General features: G+C 40.2%; 15 protein-coding genes and 1 pseudogene. 11 read left to right on the top strand and 5 right to left on the bottom strand.

Annotated features, from left to right (window positions below; all coding sequences use genetic code 11):
• Positions 1-2 precede the first annotated feature (2 nt).
• On the top strand, positions 3-467 hold the full coding sequence (locus tag IGI52_RS22520; protein ID WP_016178001.1) for a PTS sugar transporter subunit IIA: 465 nt from the start codon (positions 3-5) through the stop codon (positions 465-467).
• 58 nt (positions 468-525) lie between these two features.
• Here IGI52_RS22520 and IGI52_RS22515 read toward each other — a convergent pair whose 3' ends face one another.
• Both IGI52_RS22515 and IGI52_RS22510 read right to left on the bottom strand, forming a co-directional pair.
• Positions 526-1,842 (bottom strand): sensor histidine kinase, encoded by a 1,317-nt coding sequence (locus tag IGI52_RS22515; RefSeq protein ID WP_438782455.1) that lies wholly within the window; start codon positions 1,840-1,842, stop codon positions 526-528.
• A 4-nt stretch (positions 1,843-1,846) separates the two neighbouring features.
• Complete coding sequence (locus IGI52_RS22510; protein WP_154059540.1) at positions 1,847-2,521, bottom strand: response regulator transcription factor; 675 nt, start codon at positions 2,519-2,521, stop codon at positions 1,847-1,849.
• A 142-nt stretch (positions 2,522-2,663) separates the two neighbouring features.
• On the opposite strand from IGI52_RS22510, the gene IGI52_RS22505 reads away from it, so the two are divergent.
• Genes IGI52_RS22505 through IGI52_RS22495 form a run of 3 tightly spaced genes read left to right on the top strand, consistent with a single transcriptional unit; the run spans position 2,664 to position 6,554 of the window.
• On the top strand, positions 2,664-4,178 hold the full coding sequence (locus IGI52_RS22505) for an ABC transporter permease (protein ID WP_438782454.1): 1,515 nt from the start codon (positions 2,664-2,666) through the stop codon (positions 4,176-4,178).
• Positions 4,179-4,231: 53 nt separating this feature from the next.
• Positions 4,232-4,891: an ABC transporter ATP-binding protein gene (locus IGI52_RS22500; RefSeq protein ID WP_016178005.1), complete on the top strand. Its 660-nt coding sequence runs from the start codon at positions 4,232-4,234 to the stop codon at positions 4,889-4,891.
• 25 nt (positions 4,892-4,916) lie between these two features.
• Entirely contained in the window at positions 4,917-6,554 is a 1,638-nt protein-coding gene (locus IGI52_RS22495; RefSeq protein WP_438782453.1) for an aryl-sulfate sulfotransferase, read from the top strand.
• 35 nt (positions 6,555-6,589) lie between these two features.
• On the opposite strand, the gene IGI52_RS22490 is transcribed toward IGI52_RS22495, so the two are convergent.
• Complete coding sequence (locus tag IGI52_RS22490; RefSeq protein ID WP_258233429.1) at positions 6,590-6,928, bottom strand: helix-turn-helix domain-containing protein; 339 nt, start codon at positions 6,926-6,928, stop codon at positions 6,590-6,592.
• A 182-nt stretch (positions 6,929-7,110) separates the two neighbouring features.
• On the opposite strand from IGI52_RS22490, the gene IGI52_RS22485 reads away from it, so the two are divergent.
• Entirely contained in the window at positions 7,111-7,692 is a 582-nt protein-coding gene (locus IGI52_RS22485; RefSeq protein WP_154059537.1) for a hypothetical protein, read from the top strand.
• A 10-nt stretch (positions 7,693-7,702) separates the two neighbouring features.
• A complete protein-coding gene (locus IGI52_RS22480; RefSeq protein WP_438782452.1) occupies positions 7,703-8,560 on the top strand; it encodes a LysM peptidoglycan-binding domain-containing protein in 858 nt (285 codons plus the stop codon).
• Positions 8,561-8,858: 298 nt separating this feature from the next.
• On the opposite strand, the pseudogene IGI52_RS22475 reads toward IGI52_RS22480, so the two are convergent.
• Positions 8,859-10,043: pseudogene (locus IGI52_RS22475) on the bottom strand (IS256 family transposase).
• Between the two features lie 753 nt (positions 10,044-10,796).
• Between IGI52_RS22475 and IGI52_RS22470 the strand changes: the two are divergent.
• Positions 10,797-11,660 (top strand): hypothetical protein, encoded by an 864-nt coding sequence (locus IGI52_RS22470; protein ID WP_016178011.1) that lies wholly within the window; start codon positions 10,797-10,799, stop codon positions 11,658-11,660.
• Between the two features lie 403 nt (positions 11,661-12,063).
• On the opposite strand, the gene IGI52_RS22465 is transcribed toward IGI52_RS22470, so the two are convergent.
• Positions 12,064-13,011, bottom strand: a complete 948-nt coding sequence (locus IGI52_RS22465; RefSeq protein ID WP_154059830.1) for a sugar-binding transcriptional regulator — start codon at positions 13,009-13,011, stop codon at positions 12,064-12,066.
• Between the two features lie 201 nt (positions 13,012-13,212).
• On the opposite strand from IGI52_RS22465, the gene srlA reads away from it, so the two are divergent.
• Genes srlA through IGI52_RS22445 form a run of 4 tightly spaced genes read left to right on the top strand, consistent with a single transcriptional unit; the run spans position 13,213 to position 16,875 of the window.
• Entirely contained in the window at positions 13,213-13,746 is a 534-nt protein-coding gene (srlA, locus tag IGI52_RS22460) for a PTS glucitol/sorbitol transporter subunit IIC (protein WP_016178013.1), read from the top strand.
• A 21-nt stretch (positions 13,747-13,767) separates the two neighbouring features.
• On the top strand, positions 13,768-14,784 hold the full coding sequence (gene srlE / locus IGI52_RS22455) for a PTS glucitol/sorbitol transporter subunit IIB (RefSeq protein WP_016178014.1): 1,017 nt from the start codon (positions 13,768-13,770) through the stop codon (positions 14,782-14,784).
• Positions 14,785-14,805: 21 nt separating this feature from the next.
• Positions 14,806-15,861, top strand: a complete 1,056-nt coding sequence (locus IGI52_RS22450; protein ID WP_438782451.1) for a zinc-dependent alcohol dehydrogenase — start codon at positions 14,806-14,808, stop codon at positions 15,859-15,861.
• Positions 15,862-15,879: 18 nt separating this feature from the next.
• The gene (locus IGI52_RS22445; RefSeq protein WP_154059834.1) at positions 15,880-16,875 is read left to right on the top strand and encodes a 2-hydroxyacid dehydrogenase; all 996 of its coding nucleotides are present in this window, start codon (positions 15,880-15,882) and stop codon (positions 16,873-16,875) included.
• Position 16,876: the final 1 nt, after the last annotated feature.

Here is a 16,876-nt window from a genome sequence, read left to right as displayed (position 1 = left end):
TAATGTTTTTTAAGAAGAAGAAAAAGCTAGATGCTTTTGTAACTGGTAAGGTTGTCCCTTTAACTGAGGTAAAGGATGAGGTTTTTTCAACGGGAATGATGGGTGAGGGCCTAGCTATTTACCCAGCTGCTGGACGGATCGTTTCGCCTGTTGATGGAGTAATAAAAGCGGCGAATCTGCAGATGCAGCACGCTATTGGGCTGGAAACGCAAGAGGGGATTGAATTATTGATCCATGTAGGACTTGATACAGTTAGTCTCGCAAATGAGGGCTTTGAATTACTCGTATCCGAAGGTCAAAAGGTGAAGGCTGGCGAACTGCTGCTGCGCTTTGATCGAAAAGTGATCTCTTCTGCGGGATTGGATGATGTAGTTATGCTGATCGTTACGAATCCAAAGGACTATCAGTTTGATTTTCAAACGGGTATCGAGGTAGTCGATGGAGAAGAAATTGGTACGTGGAAGTAAATAGATAGAAAACGGAGCTGTGACAGGATTTTTGTCACAGCTCCGTTGATTTTGTGTACTATTTCATCGGCAGTTTGATCTGAAAGACGGCTCCTCGCGGCTCCCAATCGCGTACGGTCAGCTTGCCTTTGTGTTGATTAATGATTTGCTTAGCGATGGCAAGGCCTAAGCCGTAGCCACCGGTTTCTTTGGAGCGGGAGCGGTCTTCGCGATAGAAGCGTTCGAAGATATGCTTCTTGTCTTCATCACTGATGGATGGTCCGTTGTTTTTGACTTCAATCAGCCAATTGTCATTGGAGATTTCTGATTGCAGAATGATTTTTTCGCCAGCTTCCGTATATTTCAGCGCATTGTCCAGCAGGATCACCAGTACTTGATGGATGCGTTTTTCATCGATCAGCATAGGCTGATCAGCGTAGTTTTCCAAAACGAATTGTTTATCGTTCATTTCGGCGATCTCTTGAAAAGGCTGGGCTAATTGCTGAATGAAGTCTTTAGGATCGACGGCCTCTTTTTGCAGCAGCAACTGATTGGAATCGCTGCGGGCTAAAGTCAACAGATCTTCTGTCAAACTGTTCATGCGGCGTGTTTCATTCAAGGCTTGAGCAATTGGCTCGGATTCTTCTAGGATCGTGTGGTCGGGTTTGGTAAAGAGCTGCTGCAGGCTGTTTTGAATGATCGCCAGCGGGGTGCGCAGCTCGTGAGAGGCATTTTCGACAAATTCCTGCTGTTTGCGCCACGAGTGCATGATCGGCTGCATGTTCATTTTTGAAATATAAAAACTGATACCAATCGAGATTAGCCAGAAGATGATCATACAAATAATCAAGGTGGTCTCGAAGGTCTTCATGGAGTCCGTGATTTGATTGGTATTTGATAAAAATTGGATATAGGCGATATTTTCCGCATTCTCTGCTTTAATTGTATAGGAATGGAAGGAGAGCTTTTGACTAGCTTCTCCAGTATTTTTTAAGCTTAATGATTGAACGGAATCCAAATTTTTCTTATCTAAGGTTAAATTCTCTAGCTCGGTAAAGCGTCCACCTAATACATCCTTATTCAGAATTTCGCCGTCCTTAGACCAAAGGATGATCTGGGTATTGAAGCGATTGTTGCCATCAGGACCTTTATCCATGCGCTGATCGTCAGGCATTTGCGCCAAAAAGGGATTGCCCTGCTGATAACGGTTGATCTCCATCTGGATCAGGTGGCTATTTTCCGCCATTTGAGTCAGAGAAAGATCGGTTTGACGATAGGCTGAGCTTTGCAGAAGCTGTAGAGTAATAAAGCCTAATAATAGAAAGATTCCCGCAAATGCCGCAACATTAATGAAGAAAAATTTTAACCGTTGTTTTCTCGAAATTTCTGTATTCATTGAATCATTCCTTTTGTAAGATGTAGCCGACATTCCGCAGAGTTTTGAACAGATGGTCGGTACCTGACGGTTTCAAATGTTTGCGCAAGTGGCTCATGTAGACTTCTACGACAGTTAGCGTAGTGTCGGAATCAAAGCCCCAGATACGATCAAAAATCTGCTCTTTGGTCAAAATCACACCCTTATTTTGGATAAAGTAGACTAAAAGATCGAATTCTTTTCCTTGAATCGGCAATACCTCATCATTGACGGTCACTTCTTTAGTTGAGAGATTGCAGGTGATATTTTTATAGGCTAACTGATTTTCAGCAAATAATCCCAGCGAGCGTTTTAGTAATGCTTTGACTCGCATGATCAGCTCCTCTCGGTAAAAGGGCTTGGTTAAATAATCATCTGCCCCTTTTTGAAAGCCAGTCACCTTGTCCTCTAAGCTGTCCTTGGCAGTTAAGATCAATACAGGTGTCTGGATGTTTTTTTCCCGCATTTCTGCTAACACCTCATAACCGTTCTTCTCTGGCAGCATCAAATCTAGCAAAATCAAATCATACATCCCGCTTTCAGCCTCGAACAAACCTTCTTCGCCATCGTAAACTTGGGTAATGTCACCTAAATCGGCTAAAATTTCTTTTATATTCTCTGAAAGTGTCGCATCATCTTCTACTATTAATAGATTAATCATCGATTTTTCTCCCTCTTCATTTATTACTTCCTCAGTGTACCATGCTTTCCTAAATCAACCTTAAAACTTTTTACATACGGCTTAAGCTTCGGTTAAGCCAGCTTGCTTATTCTACAGACAGACAAATGAAGGGGGAACCACTATGAACTATATGAAACGGGCGATTCAAAGCCTTTGGGCCAAAAAAGGGCGCAGTATTATTATGATCGCCGTCTTTTCGGCAATATTGATTTTCGTCTTGGCGGGATTGACGATCCGCAGCGGCGCAGATCTCGCAACAACGAACGCGAAAAAAAGTGTCGGGGCGACCGTCACTTTATCGACGAACCGAGAGACGATGTTTAAGCAATCCGATTCAGAAGATGAAAATAGCCGACCTGATCCCGGCAGCTTCGAACGAACGCCGGTAAATCTGAGCGATGCGAAAAAAATTGCGAAATTATCGAATGTAAAATCCTATTCCTTTGAAGCCAGCACCTCAGCGGATAAAAGCTCAGGGATCGAACCGATTTCCAGCGACAGTGATGCTAGCAACGATAGTACAGAAAATACGGAGGAGTCATCTGACGAACAGATGGCCGGCTTTGGCGGAGGCGGTGCTCCTGGCGGCATGAGCCAAGGTGATTTCCAAATCAAAGGTGTTTCTGAAAGCAGCTCTTATAGCGAATTTTCGGCTGGAACTGCCAGCCTTGTTGAAGGAGAAGCGATCACTTCAGCGGATGAAGGTACCAATAATGTCTTGATTGAACAAAGCTTGGCCGAGGCCAACGACCTAAGTGTCGGTGATACATTCAAAATTAAAGACACAGATGACAAGGATGTCGAAGTAACTATCAAGGGAATCTACAAAACCAGCGATTCTGGGGATAGCATGAGCGCTCAGTTTAACTTTATGAACCCATCGAACACGATCTTTTCTTCTTATACCATGGTCAATACACTGACCGGTTCAGAAGGAAAAACGATCGATTCAGCCGTCTATAACCTAGAAGATCCTAAAGATATGGATAGCTTCGTCAAACAGGCGAATAAATTGATCGATACCGATACCTTTAGTTTAGAAACAAATGATCAAATGTATCAGCAAATGCTGCAACCATTAAACAATGTCTCAAGCTTCGCGAAAAATATCGTGATTTTAGTCGCAGCAGCGGGTGTCATTATTTTAACGCTGATCATTATGCTGTCGATTCGCGAACGGAAATATGAGATCGGTGTTTTGCTTTCATTAGGCGAATCACGAATGAAAGTCATCTCACAATTTTTCGTTGAAATTTTTATCTGCATGATCTTTGCTTTGGGGATTGCGGCAGCCAGCGGAAATGTCGTTGGAAATGCCGTTGGAAATCAGTTATTCAGCCAACAAACAACATCGCAAAATGCGGAAGGACAAGAAGCCAATGCGGCAGGAAATAACGGCGGCCCTGGCGGTCAAGGACAAATGCCTGGCGGCGGAAATGGCGGTCCACGAGGTGGCGGTCAAATGGGCGGTAATCCATTTACCCAAACCGAGGAAATTCAGGAATTGAATATCTCTGTGAAGCCAATGGAAATTCTTAGTCTTGCAGGTATCGGACTGGGAATCAGCCTATTTTCAATCGTCTTATCATCCGCAGGGATATTGCGATTGAATCCGAAGAAAATCTTGATCTCTTAAACATAGAGGTCAGTTATGAAAAACGAAGGTAACAAATTAAAGGAGGAAATTTTATGACATTAGCTACCAAGGATTTAAGCTATTGGTATGAGAACAACGGCCCATTATTCGAAAAGGTGAATTTAACCTTTGAAAAGGGCAAGATGTACGCCATTTTAGGCACTAGCGGATCAGGGAAAACAACTTTTTTATCCCTGATCGCAGGCTTGGATACCCCAAAAAGCGGAGAAATTCTTTATGAAGATACTTCTTTGAAAAAAATCGGGCTGCGGGAATATCGACGCAAGGATGTATCGATCGTCTTTCAAGCCTACAATCTTCTGCCTTACATGTCGGCAGTGGATAATGTAGTGACGGCGATGGAAATTGCTCAAAGCCAGCAAGCGGATAAGAAAGCCTATGCTTTAGCAAATCTTGAAAAAGTCGGCATTACTAAAGAACTGGCAGAGAAAAAAGTAACGATGCTATCTGGTGGCCAGCAGCAGCGGGTCGCAATTACGCGGGCATTGTGCTGCGAACATGATTTGATTGTTGCCGATGAACCAACGGGAAACTTAGATGAAGCGACCTCAGGTGAAATCGTCAAGCTATTCCAAGAAATCGCTCATGAGCAGCAAAAATGTATTATTTTAGTCACCCATGAACAGGAAGTTGCTAAAGGCTGCGATGTCGTGTACGAATTGAAAAATCAAATGTTTCGTCAGGTTTCTTAATCAATGCTTGAAAAGGAGGAAGTGAATGAGGGCAACACTAAAGAGAATCAGTTATTTTATTGGTATGACGGTCTGCTTAACCGGCTGTGGTGTCAGCGGCTCAGTCCCGAATGAGGTGGACACGGAAGAACAGCTGTCCGTCTCCCTGAATGATGAGTGGCAGGAGGATCAAACGGAAAAAGAGAAAAAATATCAGACTCTACTAAAAAGCGGCGAGTACACAGAAGACAATATCTATGTCCAGCTTGATCCTTACGATGCCAGCCCACTTTCGGCGCTGCTGCTTTTCCAAACAGAAGACGCAATGACTGTTGATATTTCAGTGGCCGGCAAGGATGAAGCGACGACCATCAAGAACAGCTTTGACGACTATACAACGGATCACAGTGTTCCGATTTTAGGTCTGTACTCAGATACAGAAAACGAAGTGACGGTTACATTGACGGACGAATCCGGCAACAGCATGGAGAAAAAGGTAACGATAAAAACAGGAACGTTAGCGAAATCCATTGCCAACATCGAGGTCAAAGAAGCGGATACAACAAAAATGGAACTAGGCGACAGCGAACTCACCTTTGTTGTGCCAAGTACGAAACGCGCCTATGCCTTTGATGCCAACGGCGATGTTCGCTGGTATTCGACCCGCTATAACAGTCATATTTTTAAAGAATTAGATAACGGGAATCTGCTTTATTTGACCAAAGAATCCAATGACGCGGATACCTACAATGTGCTGCTAGAGACGGACTACTTAGGGAAAATCTATCACCGTTACGATTTCTCAAGCTCTAGCGCCGCAAACGATACAGGTAAAAGCGAAGGAGAAATGACCGTGATCCATCATGATGGTATTGAGCTGCCAAGCGGAAACTTCTTACTGACAGTCAATGATGGCAGTAACTATATTGAGGACACGATGATCGAGCTGAATCGCGAAACAGGGGAGATCGAGAAAACGATTGATCTGAAGGATATCTTACCGGAAGCCTTTTACGAAGACTACGATTCGACGAGTCGTGAGGACGGAAAGGTCGATTGGTTCCACCAAAACTCAGTAGAATACGATGAGGCAGATGACAGTATTATTATTTCGGGGAGGCATCAAGATACGATTATGAAGATTGATTATTCCACGAACGAGATCAAATGGATCATGGGCGACAGTAGCGGCTGGCCTGACAGCTATCAGAAATATTTCTTAAAAGGGGATGTCAAAGCCAGCGGCGGACAGCACGCGGCGATCGTCCTGTCGGATCAAGACGAGAACGATGAGACGACCGATATTTTATATTATGACAATAACATCTCGGTTACCCGCGGGGATGAAGAAACCTCTGAACAATACTCAGAAGCCCGCCAGGTTCGGATTAATGAGGCCAAAATGACGATCGAAGAAGTTTGGACCTTTGGTGAAGATCTAGGAGAGGATTACTATACCAAGATTATCGGCAGTGCACGCTACTTAAGCAACACAGGTAATCGCCTCGTTAACTTTGGCTACCGTGATGAGGGCCAGACCAGTTCGATTATGGAAGTCACGGAAGAAGGCGAAACCGTGCTGAACGTTGACCTTACTGATTTTCCGACTAGCGCTTGGGCGTATCGCGCCGAACGATTCTCGCTGTATAGTGAGGATTGGACGTATCAGATGAATGAGGAATAAACAAAAAGCTGCGGAAATTTTTCGCAGCTTTTTGTTTATTCCTCATAATTTGATTTCAAAAGACTTAATATTGACTCGATTATTATGAGCTGTTCATCCTTCTTGAAGCTAGAAATTGCTTGTAAGAGCTCATTCAACTCGTCACTACTTGAAGTGAAGTTGAAATTAAAGAATTCCTCGTAAGAAATATCTAGTGCCTTAATAATTTGTTCTATAGTATCTATTTTTAAATTATATTTTTGATTTTCAAGTTTGTTAATGTACTTAATCTCAAGCTCAGCTTGTTCTGATAGTTTTTCTTGACTCATCTTCTTTTTTAGACGAAAGTATTTTACTCTTTCTGAGATTAATTTTCTTAATTCATATTCTTCCATATACACCATCCCTTTACTAATAGAATAATGTGGTTTACAAGCCACTTTAACTACGCTGTAGAACACTTATTTTTAATAAAAGAGTTGTTAAGAACACTTTATCGTGGTATTATTTATTCAGAGCGATTGATAGCAATATATAAATACTATCTCTTTAAAAAATGATAACAGGAGGTCAACTGATGGAAGAACATTCAATTAACTACAAAAACTTGAATTGTCTGGCCCTAATTAAATTTGGACATCGAATAGGACACGGTTGGTATCGAATATTGGTAAAAGCTGAAAAGGAACTCAGTGAACTTGGCATAGCGATTGAACGAGTAGAAAGAAAGCAAGGGATTCTTTCGCTTGTTACTGATTTAGAGCCAAGTGAACAGTCTTCTCAGATCCAAAATATCCTATATGAGGCAGAACTAGCTAGTGAAATGACTTGTGAATGGTGTGGCAACTATTCCGTTTCGCAAATATTTATTGATAAGGAACTTTTTACAATCTGTGAAGGGTGTGAAGAAAAATGTGAAAGTCTAGATGGTGTTGAAAAACGATTGCGTATGAATAATAGTCAGGATCTTGAAAAGGTAATTGTACGCATGAGCCTCGAAATCCAACGATTACAACATCAACTCGAACACTTTAAAATGGGGTGTAATCATTATAAGAAGAGAAGTGAAAAATTATCCGAAAGATTGAAAAATAATCGTAATGATTTTCATAAGAAAAAAATACAAGTTGTGACTTCAAAAGAAAAAAGGACTTATTAAGGAGAGTATTATGAAAAAGAGAAGAGATATAAAGCAGCAAACAGTTATTGAAAAAAGAAAAAATTTGGGTAAAAACCTTGGAAAGGGTTTAGCTTTAAGTGCTTTTACAATGGCAGGTGTACTCATATTAAAGGGACAAGACATACAAGCTTCTGAAATGGATGGTAAATGGGAAGCGCGATCGATTGAGCAAATCAAAAAAGATGTTGAAGGAAAAAAAGAATATACTATTGTTTGGGGAGACACGTTAAGCGGTATTTCTTTAGCAACGAATGTCACAATGGAAAAATTAGCTTCATTGAATGGCATTGGAGATTACAACTTGATTTATGCAGGGAATAAGTTGGTGTTTGAAGGCAATGTCGTAACTGTTCAAGATCAAAATGGTGTAGTGACTGATCAACAACAAATTACGGAGTCGGATAAAATAGTTCCGAATCAACCGATTGGTGAGTCTGCAGGTCAGGCCTCGCCAGCTCCAAATATGTCAAATACACAGAACCAAACGAATGTCGCATCCTCTGATCCGGCTTCGACACCTTCTGGTAATGGTGAAAATAAAAATGACGGAACAACAGGCAATGGAAGTTCATCTGGTGGAACAAATAATGGTGGAGTGGTGACTAATCCTACGCCAACTCCAACACCAGACCCTGATCCTACACCGACACCGACTCCAGAGCCACAAGTTCAATTCACAGTCTGGTTCTACGCTTATGAAGGTGATGATCAATCAAAGAATATCGAAAAAGGAAGTCGATTATTCTCAACAGAGGGTGAGGCAACAAGCTTTATTGATGGGTATGCGGATAGTTTGTTAATGGAAGGAATTGCTGGAAGTTATGGGGTAATGTCCTGGGAATCCTAGATTGAAGTGAAAACACTTATAAGGTATAAGTGCAGACTGTAAACAAAAGACGTCTCGAACTCGTAATTTGAGTTTGGGACGTCTTTTTATCTGATTTCTTTCGAAATTCAAGACAAAAAAATAAAGGCTACTTGCCTTTCCATAGCCAGGTGGCTAATTTCTTTAAATTCATTGCGGGGTTGTCAACTAAACTGTGGAAGTTAAATAGTTAAGAGTTTTTAACAACCCAAATTCTCTTGGCTATTTTTAAAATCAGATAAATTTTAATTGGACACATAGTTGAATAAACCTACCGTTGTTATGGAAGGTAAATCGCATACTTTTCAATTCTAGAGGAGAAGGTCTCGTTGATCATTAACTGATTAAGCACCATAGCCCAGTTTTGGATTTGACCACCTGACCACTTCGCGTGTAATTCTTTCGTGCGTAAATAAAGTAGTTTTAGGAGTGCATTCTCATTAGAGAATGCTCCTTTTTTGTGACTTTTCTGAAGCTAGAGTGAACACTTTCAACCGCATTGGTAGTGGACATAATTTTTCGAATGGCACTACCATAATCAAATAATTGTTCAATATGTGCAAAATTCCGTTTCCAGACATCTACAGCACCAGAATAATGAGACCACCGATTTTGAAAACTGTCAAAAGTAGCATGTGCAGCGTTTAGAGACGAAGCACCGTAGAACTTTTTCATATCTCGGCAGACTTCCTTATAGTCCCTACTTGGAATATAACGCAATGCATTTCGAACAAGATGAACAATACAACGCTGAACAATTACCGATGGAAAGATCGCTTTTGCGCCTTCTTCAAGACTAGAAACCCCATTCATAGAAATGAAAAGGACCTCTTCGACATCACCTGCTTTCAATTCATCGAACACTTGCATCCAGCGATTTTTAGATTCTGTTTGATTTAACCATAAACTTAAAATTTCCTTATTTCCTTTGAGATCATAGCCAAGAATGGTGAATACAGCACATTCTTTGGTTTCATAATTTTCTTGTAAAGTAACATACATACAATCAACGAATAGAAAGGCATAGCACTTGGCTAGGGGGCGGCGGGCTTGCCATTCTTCCAATTCAGGTAGAATAGCGTCAGTGATATCTGAAATTATTACATGGGAAATATCAAAGCCATAAATATCTTCGACGGTTGCGGCAATATCTCGTTTACTCATTCCTCGTGCATACATGGAAAGAACCTTCCCTTCGATATCGGAGACATCTCGTTTTCGCTTATGAATTAACTCTGATTCAAAGGGAACATCAATAGCTACTTCACTAAAACTGGTTTTAAGCGTTTTATTTCCATAGCCATTTCGACGGTTATCGTGTTCCTTAGGCTCTTTAGAATGGACATCATAACCTAAATGGTTATTCAATTCTCCTTGAAGCATTTTTTCAAATAAGGGACCCAAACACCTCTTTCAAAGCATCTTGCATGTCATCGACAGATTCAGGTTGATAGGCATTCAGAATGGATTTAGCTAACTTTTCGGCATCAGGATTTCTTTTCTTTCTGCAACTTCAATTTGTTCTAACAAAGGGATTGCTGAAATGGCATTTTTCGTTTGTCTTTCATATAAAAAGAAGACAAGTGGATTTCCTAAACCATCTATCAATGCATGAATTTTCGTTGTTTTCCGTCACAGGTATTACCAATATGCTGTTTCACATTGCTCAGTTTGCCATATTTTTCACATGCATTAGGTTGATCAGCTTTTATTTATGTAGAGTCGATGCTGATATTGTTGCTTTCGCTTAAAGAATTAGAAAGATTGCTATTAATAAACCACTGTCTCTTAAGAATAAAAGCGAGTGTAGACAATTTTCTGAAAATCGTATCGGTCTTCTGGTAGGCCACACAGATACGAGCGCTCCAATTAACCTGAACATATCGCATCTTTGCGGAGTTTTCAGATATGTCATAGTTCATTTTAAAATATTTTTTTACAAATTACCTAAAGTGTTCATAGACATAAATATTAATTAAAATAACGTATAGTGATTAATTAACGAAGCTTTTTCAAGGATAATCATCCTTGTTGAAGAGAAAAAAACCTATTTTTAAATTCATAAAGAAATGAAAATTTTGTTTTTGTTGAAAAGAAAAAAATACAAGAAGAACAAGGAATAGAAAATGTAGATGACTCTGTAGGAATCATTGACTTAATTCTATTTTTGGTGTAACTTTTATATTAATATAAAAGTTACAGTGAATGAGGGATGGAAATGAACAATGAGGATAAATCGAAAAAGAAAAGTGCCTATAGTCTATTAGTCCAATTATCCAAAAAAATTGAAGCAGACATAGAAGAAAATGGTACTAATTATGACGCACTTTACATGGTAATGCTCTCATGGGAGGAAGAGGCAAAACGGCAAAAAGAAATTGTTAATCGTTTAAGGATAACAGCTAAAAATAATAAAGAGAATTTTGGAAAACTAAAAGAACACAATCGGAAAGCAAATGAAGAAATAAAAAATTTGAAAAGTGTATATTTAGAGTCAGAAAAAGAAAAGCAAAATCTGAGGCTGGAGTACGAAAAGGCGAAGAAGAGAATAAAAGAGTTGGAGAAAATAAGTAAAGAAGAATTAGAATATTACCGTAGAGATTTGGATCTAGATGATCAACTTAATAAAAAGAAAAGATATCTTGAGGAAAAAGAGCATGCTATTGATCAAAAAATTAATAACTCTGCTCTTGTTCACAATAGAAAAATTAATAAGTTAAATAAGGAGGTAATTGATCTGAAGAACACTATTAAAGAGCTAAAAGAAATAAGACCATTTATTTACCAGAAAAGGCGGGAGAAGAAAGAGTTAACTTCAGAAATGAAGGAAAAAAAGCGAGAGGAATTACGTGGTAAACGAGGCGGAAGTCAATTAACGGATAAACAAATAGAACGCTTGTTACTTATTTATAAAAATAGAAAGCAAATTCCTGTAGCTCAGGCAATTAGTAAGTTGGCTATTTCACGTAGAACCTATTACAGAGTGATCAATTTAGATTACACTTATGAGAAAACTAGGAATAGGATTAGAAAAATTGCTGACAAACTGGGGATAGTTTTACCTGAAAAGAAAAAAGAATAATTGAAAAGATTTAGATGCTATTGATTCTTGACGTATATAAAATGGTTTTATCTCAGAAAACAGAAGGATTTTTGGTTAATTTAGTGTATAGTAATGAAGTTAAAACCAGTCTGATTATAATAAGCTGCGAAGATTCGAACATTCTTGTTAACATCTATCTTACCGAGTTTTCAACCAACCTTGGAGGGACCATACAGAGCCTTTTACTTGTAAAATGAAAATTGAATATATCTCCTAAAGGAGTATTCCAAAAGCTGCGGAAATTTTTCGGGGCTTTTTGATATGGGTTCGATCATCTTTTTCTCGGACTAATCCAAACAAATATTTTGTAAAATTTGGTGCGTTTAACTGGCTATAAAAGAGGTGCATCTATAGAAGCACCTCATGACACGAATGGAATAAGTTATAGTTCTGCTTTTAGGATTTGTTTGGCGATGACATCTGTAGTGATCAGATCAGTAATCAGATGATTGATACAAGAATAATAAACACCGGACCATTTATCCTCATGATACGCCAATGCCACAACCTGCGGAATTTTCTTAAGATCTTCAATACTAATACCAATGACATTTGTGTTGGTGTCATGGTCGACCTCCACACCGTTTTTATCAAAAAATCGGGAATTCATGTCACCAACAACGTGCAAATCCTCCAACTCCTTAATATCCGTTTTGGTAATATAGCCAATTTCTTCCATAGTGTTGATGTGGTAAGGCGAGGAGATACTGACAATTGCCATATCAACTTGCTTGGCCTCGTCTAAAATTTCACGAATATATTCATTGTTTTCAAACTCAGAACGAATGGTGGAATTGCTTACTAGGGCAGGGGTGTATAAATATTTTGATGAGCTTCTTGTCTTACGTGCGAATTCATAACACAGCTGATTGGAATGAATATCAAAATTGTTTATCCCCATCCCTCCGATGAGCGGAATAAAAACCTTATCAGAATAGGATTCAAAAGGAAACTGAGTGACTAAGGATTTGATTGATTTCCCCCAAGAGAGCCCGATTGATTGAACGTTTTCGATCTTCCCCTTAATTGCCAGAGCGGCTGTTTGTCCTAAAACTTTTTCTATTTCTGAAGCAGATAAATTATTCGTATCAATAACAGTTGCGGATTTTAAACCAAACTTTTCTTCTAGTTTATTTTCGAGTTCAACAGAGTAGACTTCTTCACTATTAAAGAAAAATTCGATAAATCCTTGGTTTCTTGCGGCGACTAGCCATTTGGAAATGAGCGATCTAGAAACGCCTAGTTTCTTTGATATTTGTACTTGTGTTAAGCCTTCTTTGTAATAGAGGGTAGCTACTTTGATTAAATTTCGTTCTTCAGATTTATTCATTAAAAAACCTCCTTTTCAATAACACCGTTTAATCCTTTCTTTGATTTTATACCAAAATCGATTAAAAAAAAAGATTAAAATCCCAATTGACATCTTTTGTGTCACCTGCTATTATGAACTCGATCATACCGGATGACACAATTCGTGTCAAATGATATGAAATCGCGCGCGCGTATCAAATTCTACAACAGGAGGAAGGTTATGGATTTTTTAGTTAAGTTATCAGACGGTTTTATTGGGATGTTTCAAGCAGGTGCTGAAACGTTTGTTGGTTTTCTGACAGGAATCATTCCACTGCTGATTACGTTGATTCTTTTTATAAACGCTTTGATCAAGATTATCGGCGAGGAAAGAGTTTTCGGATTTATGCAGATGTGCACGAAGTTTTTTGTTCTAAGATATACATTAATTCCATTCTTAGCTTGTTTTTTCCTGACAAATCCGATGTGCTACACATTCGGTCGATTTTTGAAGGAGGAGCATAAGGCTGCTTACTATGATTCAACTGTCTCTATGCTTCATCCGATTGTCGGATTATTTCCTCATGCGAATGCTGCTGAACTTTTTGTCTATTTAGGAGTTGCTCAAGGTTTCGCGAAAGTTGGTAGTCAAAGTGAACTAGGGCTGAGATATCTTCTGGCGGGCTTTGTAGTCATTCTTATTCGCGGTGTGATCACCGAACGAATTGTTGCCATTTTATCAAGTCGAGATAAGAAAAAAGCAGTCAATGCTTAGACCGAACGCGGAGGGGAAAAAATGAGTAAAAAAGTGATTGTTCATAAAGGAAAGGGCGGATGGGGCGGCCCATTAACTCTTACTCCTGACCATAAGAAACGATATGTGATCAGCGTTACAGGTGGAGGAATTCATCCGGTGGCTGAGAAAATTGCTGAATTAACGGGAACAACAGCCGTTGATGCTTTTAAAAATCCAGTTGAAAAGGAAGAAACGCTTGCGGCAGTGATTGATTGTGGCGGAACAGCCCGTTGCGGTACCTATCCGCGAATGAGGATTCCGACAGTCAATGTTAAATTGCAAGCGCCTTCTGGACCGCTAGCGAAATTTATGACTGAAGATATTTTTGTCTCAGGAACGACTATCAATGATCTTGAGTTAGTCAATGGTGACGGTACTGAAGACGCTGTTGTTGAAGAAATCAAAACAGAACCGATGGCTTCGACTGTGGAAGAAATGCCGAAGGAACAAGCAACAACCGAATCCAACGGCAACGGAAATGAGAAGAAGGGCTTCATTGGGTTCATTGACAAAATCGGTCGAGCAGCCGGCAACTTCATTAATATTATGTATCAAGCAGGTCGAGAAACGATTGATACAGTGATGACGAACATTCTGCCGTTTATGGCGTTTGTTGCTACGTTAATCGGAATCATTAATTATACTGGCATCGGTGATTTGATTGCGAAGGTCTTGTCACCGCTCGCGGGAAGCTTGATTGGTTTAGTAATTTTGGGTTTGATTACTAGTTTGCCATTTCTATCACCATTGTTGGCGCCGGGGGCTGTCATTGCTGCGGTAATCGGACTTTTGATCGGGACGGAAATTGCCAATGGAACGATCCCGCCCCACTATGCGTTACCTGCGTTATTTGCAATCAACTCGCAGGTTGGTTGTGATTTCGCGCCTGTTGGAATGACTTTGGGAGAAGCTGATCCTGATACGATTTCTACCGGTGTTCCAGCAATTTTATTTTCACGTGTGATTACAGGTCCATTGGCGGTCGTTGTGGCCTATTTCATGTCATTTGGACTTTAAAAAAAATTAGAGGTGAGTAAATTGATTCCAGACAAAATCAAATTTGGATGTTTAGTAGAAAAGGGCGTTGCAGAAGTAAAAGAAATGCCAATGCCAGAGCTTTTGGCAGATGAAATCTTAGTGAAGCAGGATGCGTGCAATATCTGTACAACAGATTATCAACAATGGCTGGGCTTGCGTGAGCACCAAGGCTATCCCATGGCAGGCGGTCACGAATGTTCGGGAACGATCGTGGCTAAAGGTTCTGCGGTAGGCGACACCTATGATGTTGGTGATCGCGTGAGTGTTGTTTACGATTATTGCGGGTATTGTGATGAATGCAAGCATGGAGAAGTGACCGGGTGTGAGAATATCAAACAATTTGGTCACAACTACTCAGATGAGTGCTATGGAATCTTTGGCTTTGCCAATTATTTCGTCAGAAAAGCAAAAAGCTTTGTCAAGATGAATCCAGATTTGTCGCCGTCTGAAGCGGCGTTTGTTGAGCCGTTATCGTCTGTTATTCAAAATATGAAAAAACTTCGTGTGAAATCTGGAACGGATACAGTTGTTGTTATCGGCGGAGGCACAATGGGATTATTAAATGCTGAAACAGCGCGCGCTTTTGGCGCAAGGGTCATCGTTTCTGAACTGATGGAGAAGAAGGTCGAGATTGCAAAATCAATGGGCTTTGAAGTAATCAATCCAAAAGAAGTTGATCCAGTCCAAAAGGTAAAAGAACTGACGAATGGCAAAGGAGCTGACATTGTGATCGTCGCAGTAGGAGTTACACCGGCGAACAATCAAGCCCTGCAAATGGTCAAACCGAAGGATGGGAAAATATCCATGTATGCCGCAGGTTATCCTGCCCCTGAAATGGATGTTGATCCAAACAAGGTTCACTATATGCGTTTGGAGCTGATCGGCACTTATGGTTCTACTTTAGAGGATTTTTCTGACGCTGCTGAAATGCTGAACACCGGCAGGGTAGATGTTTCGAAGCTAGTAGAAACACAAATTCCATTAGATGAAATCCAAAAAGCGTTTGAAACAGCAAGCGCACCAGGAAACTATCGCGTTTCAGTAATTTTAAATTAAAGAATAGGAGAAGGTTAGATGGCTAAATGTTTGGCAATTGCAGATTTATTCATTGATCAAAAAATGATGGATGACGGGTTGGTTTTATTGAAGGAACAAGGTATCGAGGTTGAAGTGAAGGAATGGAAGCACGCAGATTTAGAAGCTCTCCAAAAGGACAACATCACACTGGAAAAACAGGGCAGTGAAGCAGTTGATCTGCCAGCTTATTTAATAGAAGGAATCGAAGAGTACGAATACATCATTACTCAGTTTGCCCCGATCGGTAAAAAAGTGATCGACAAAGCGACTAGTTTGAAATTTGTCGGTGTGCTGCGGGCCGGAATTGAGAACGTCAATCGCCAGTACGCGGAAGAAAAAGGGATTACGGTTTTTAATACACCTGGACGAAGCGAAACGAGTGTTTCTGAATATGCGGTAGGCTTAATGCTTTCTGAAATTCGCAATATCGCTCGCGCCGATCGGAAATTACGCAACGGCGAGTGGGAAAAGCATTATCCGAATGGTGTATTGGCTCCTGAATTGAAGGAATCCGTTGTTGGATTAGTCGGTTACGGCGCGATCGGGCAAAAGGTAGCGAACTTGGTACGACCATTTGGCGGCAAGATCATTTTCTTTGATGATTATTTCACTGGAGAAAGCGAAGATACGCAGGTTTCCTTGGATGAGTTGGTTGTTCAAGCTGATATCATTTCGATGCATTATCGTTTAACGCCTGAAACAAAAAATATGTTGAATAAAGAGCATTTCAAAAAAATGAAGTCTTCGGCAGTCGTGATTAATAGCGCCCGTTCAGGATTGATCAATGAAACAGATTTGATCGAAGCGTTACAGACAAAAGAAATCACGGGAGCGGCAGTCGATGTTTTCGAACAGGAACCCTTACCAGCGGATCATCCGTATTTGACCTTAGAAAATGTAACGATCACGCCGCATATCGCGGGATCGACCATTGGAAACTTTGCGAATTCACCAAAAATTTTGGCGAATCGCATCCTGAATGAGTATCTATAAG

It is taken from the genome of Enterococcus sp. DIV0187, from assembly GCF_051713785.1.
GTDB classification, from domain to species: domain Bacteria; phylum Bacillota; class Bacilli; order Lactobacillales; family Enterococcaceae; genus Enterococcus_A; species Enterococcus_A avium.
This window is presented reverse-complemented; position numbering and strand designations above follow the sequence as displayed.

Coding starts and splice junctions, on each gene's coding strand:
- IGI52_RS22520 (WP_016178001.1), top strand. CDS start 3: ATGTTTTTTAAGAAGAAGAAAAAGCTAGATGCTTTTGTAACTGGTAAG.
- IGI52_RS22515 (WP_438782455.1), bottom strand. CDS start 1,842: ATGAATACAGAAATTTCGAGAAAACAACGGTTAAAATTTTTCTTCATT.
- IGI52_RS22510 (WP_154059540.1), bottom strand. CDS start 2,521: ATGATTAATCTATTAATAGTAGAAGATGATGCGACACTTTCAGAGAAT.
- IGI52_RS22505 (WP_438782454.1), top strand. CDS start 2,664: ATGAACTATATGAAACGGGCGATTCAAAGCCTTTGGGCCAAAAAAGGG.
- IGI52_RS22500 (WP_016178005.1), top strand. CDS start 4,232: ATGACATTAGCTACCAAGGATTTAAGCTATTGGTATGAGAACAACGGC.
- IGI52_RS22495 (WP_438782453.1), top strand. CDS start 4,917: ATGAGGGCAACACTAAAGAGAATCAGTTATTTTATTGGTATGACGGTC.
- IGI52_RS22490 (WP_258233429.1), bottom strand. CDS start 6,928: ATGGAAGAATATGAATTAAGAAAATTAATCTCAGAAAGAGTAAAATAC.
- IGI52_RS22485 (WP_154059537.1), top strand. CDS start 7,111: ATGGAAGAACATTCAATTAACTACAAAAACTTGAATTGTCTGGCCCTA.
- IGI52_RS22480 (WP_438782452.1), top strand. CDS start 7,703: ATGAAAAAGAGAAGAGATATAAAGCAGCAAACAGTTATTGAAAAAAGA.
- IGI52_RS22470 (WP_016178011.1), top strand. CDS start 10,797: ATGAACAATGAGGATAAATCGAAAAAGAAAAGTGCCTATAGTCTATTA.
- IGI52_RS22465 (WP_154059830.1), bottom strand. CDS start 13,011: ATGAATAAATCTGAAGAACGAAATTTAATCAAAGTAGCTACCCTCTAT.
- srlA (WP_016178013.1), top strand. CDS start 13,213: ATGGATTTTTTAGTTAAGTTATCAGACGGTTTTATTGGGATGTTTCAA.
- srlE (WP_016178014.1), top strand. CDS start 13,768: ATGAGTAAAAAAGTGATTGTTCATAAAGGAAAGGGCGGATGGGGCGGC.
- IGI52_RS22445 (WP_154059834.1), top strand. CDS start 15,880: ATGGCTAAATGTTTGGCAATTGCAGATTTATTCATTGATCAAAAAATG.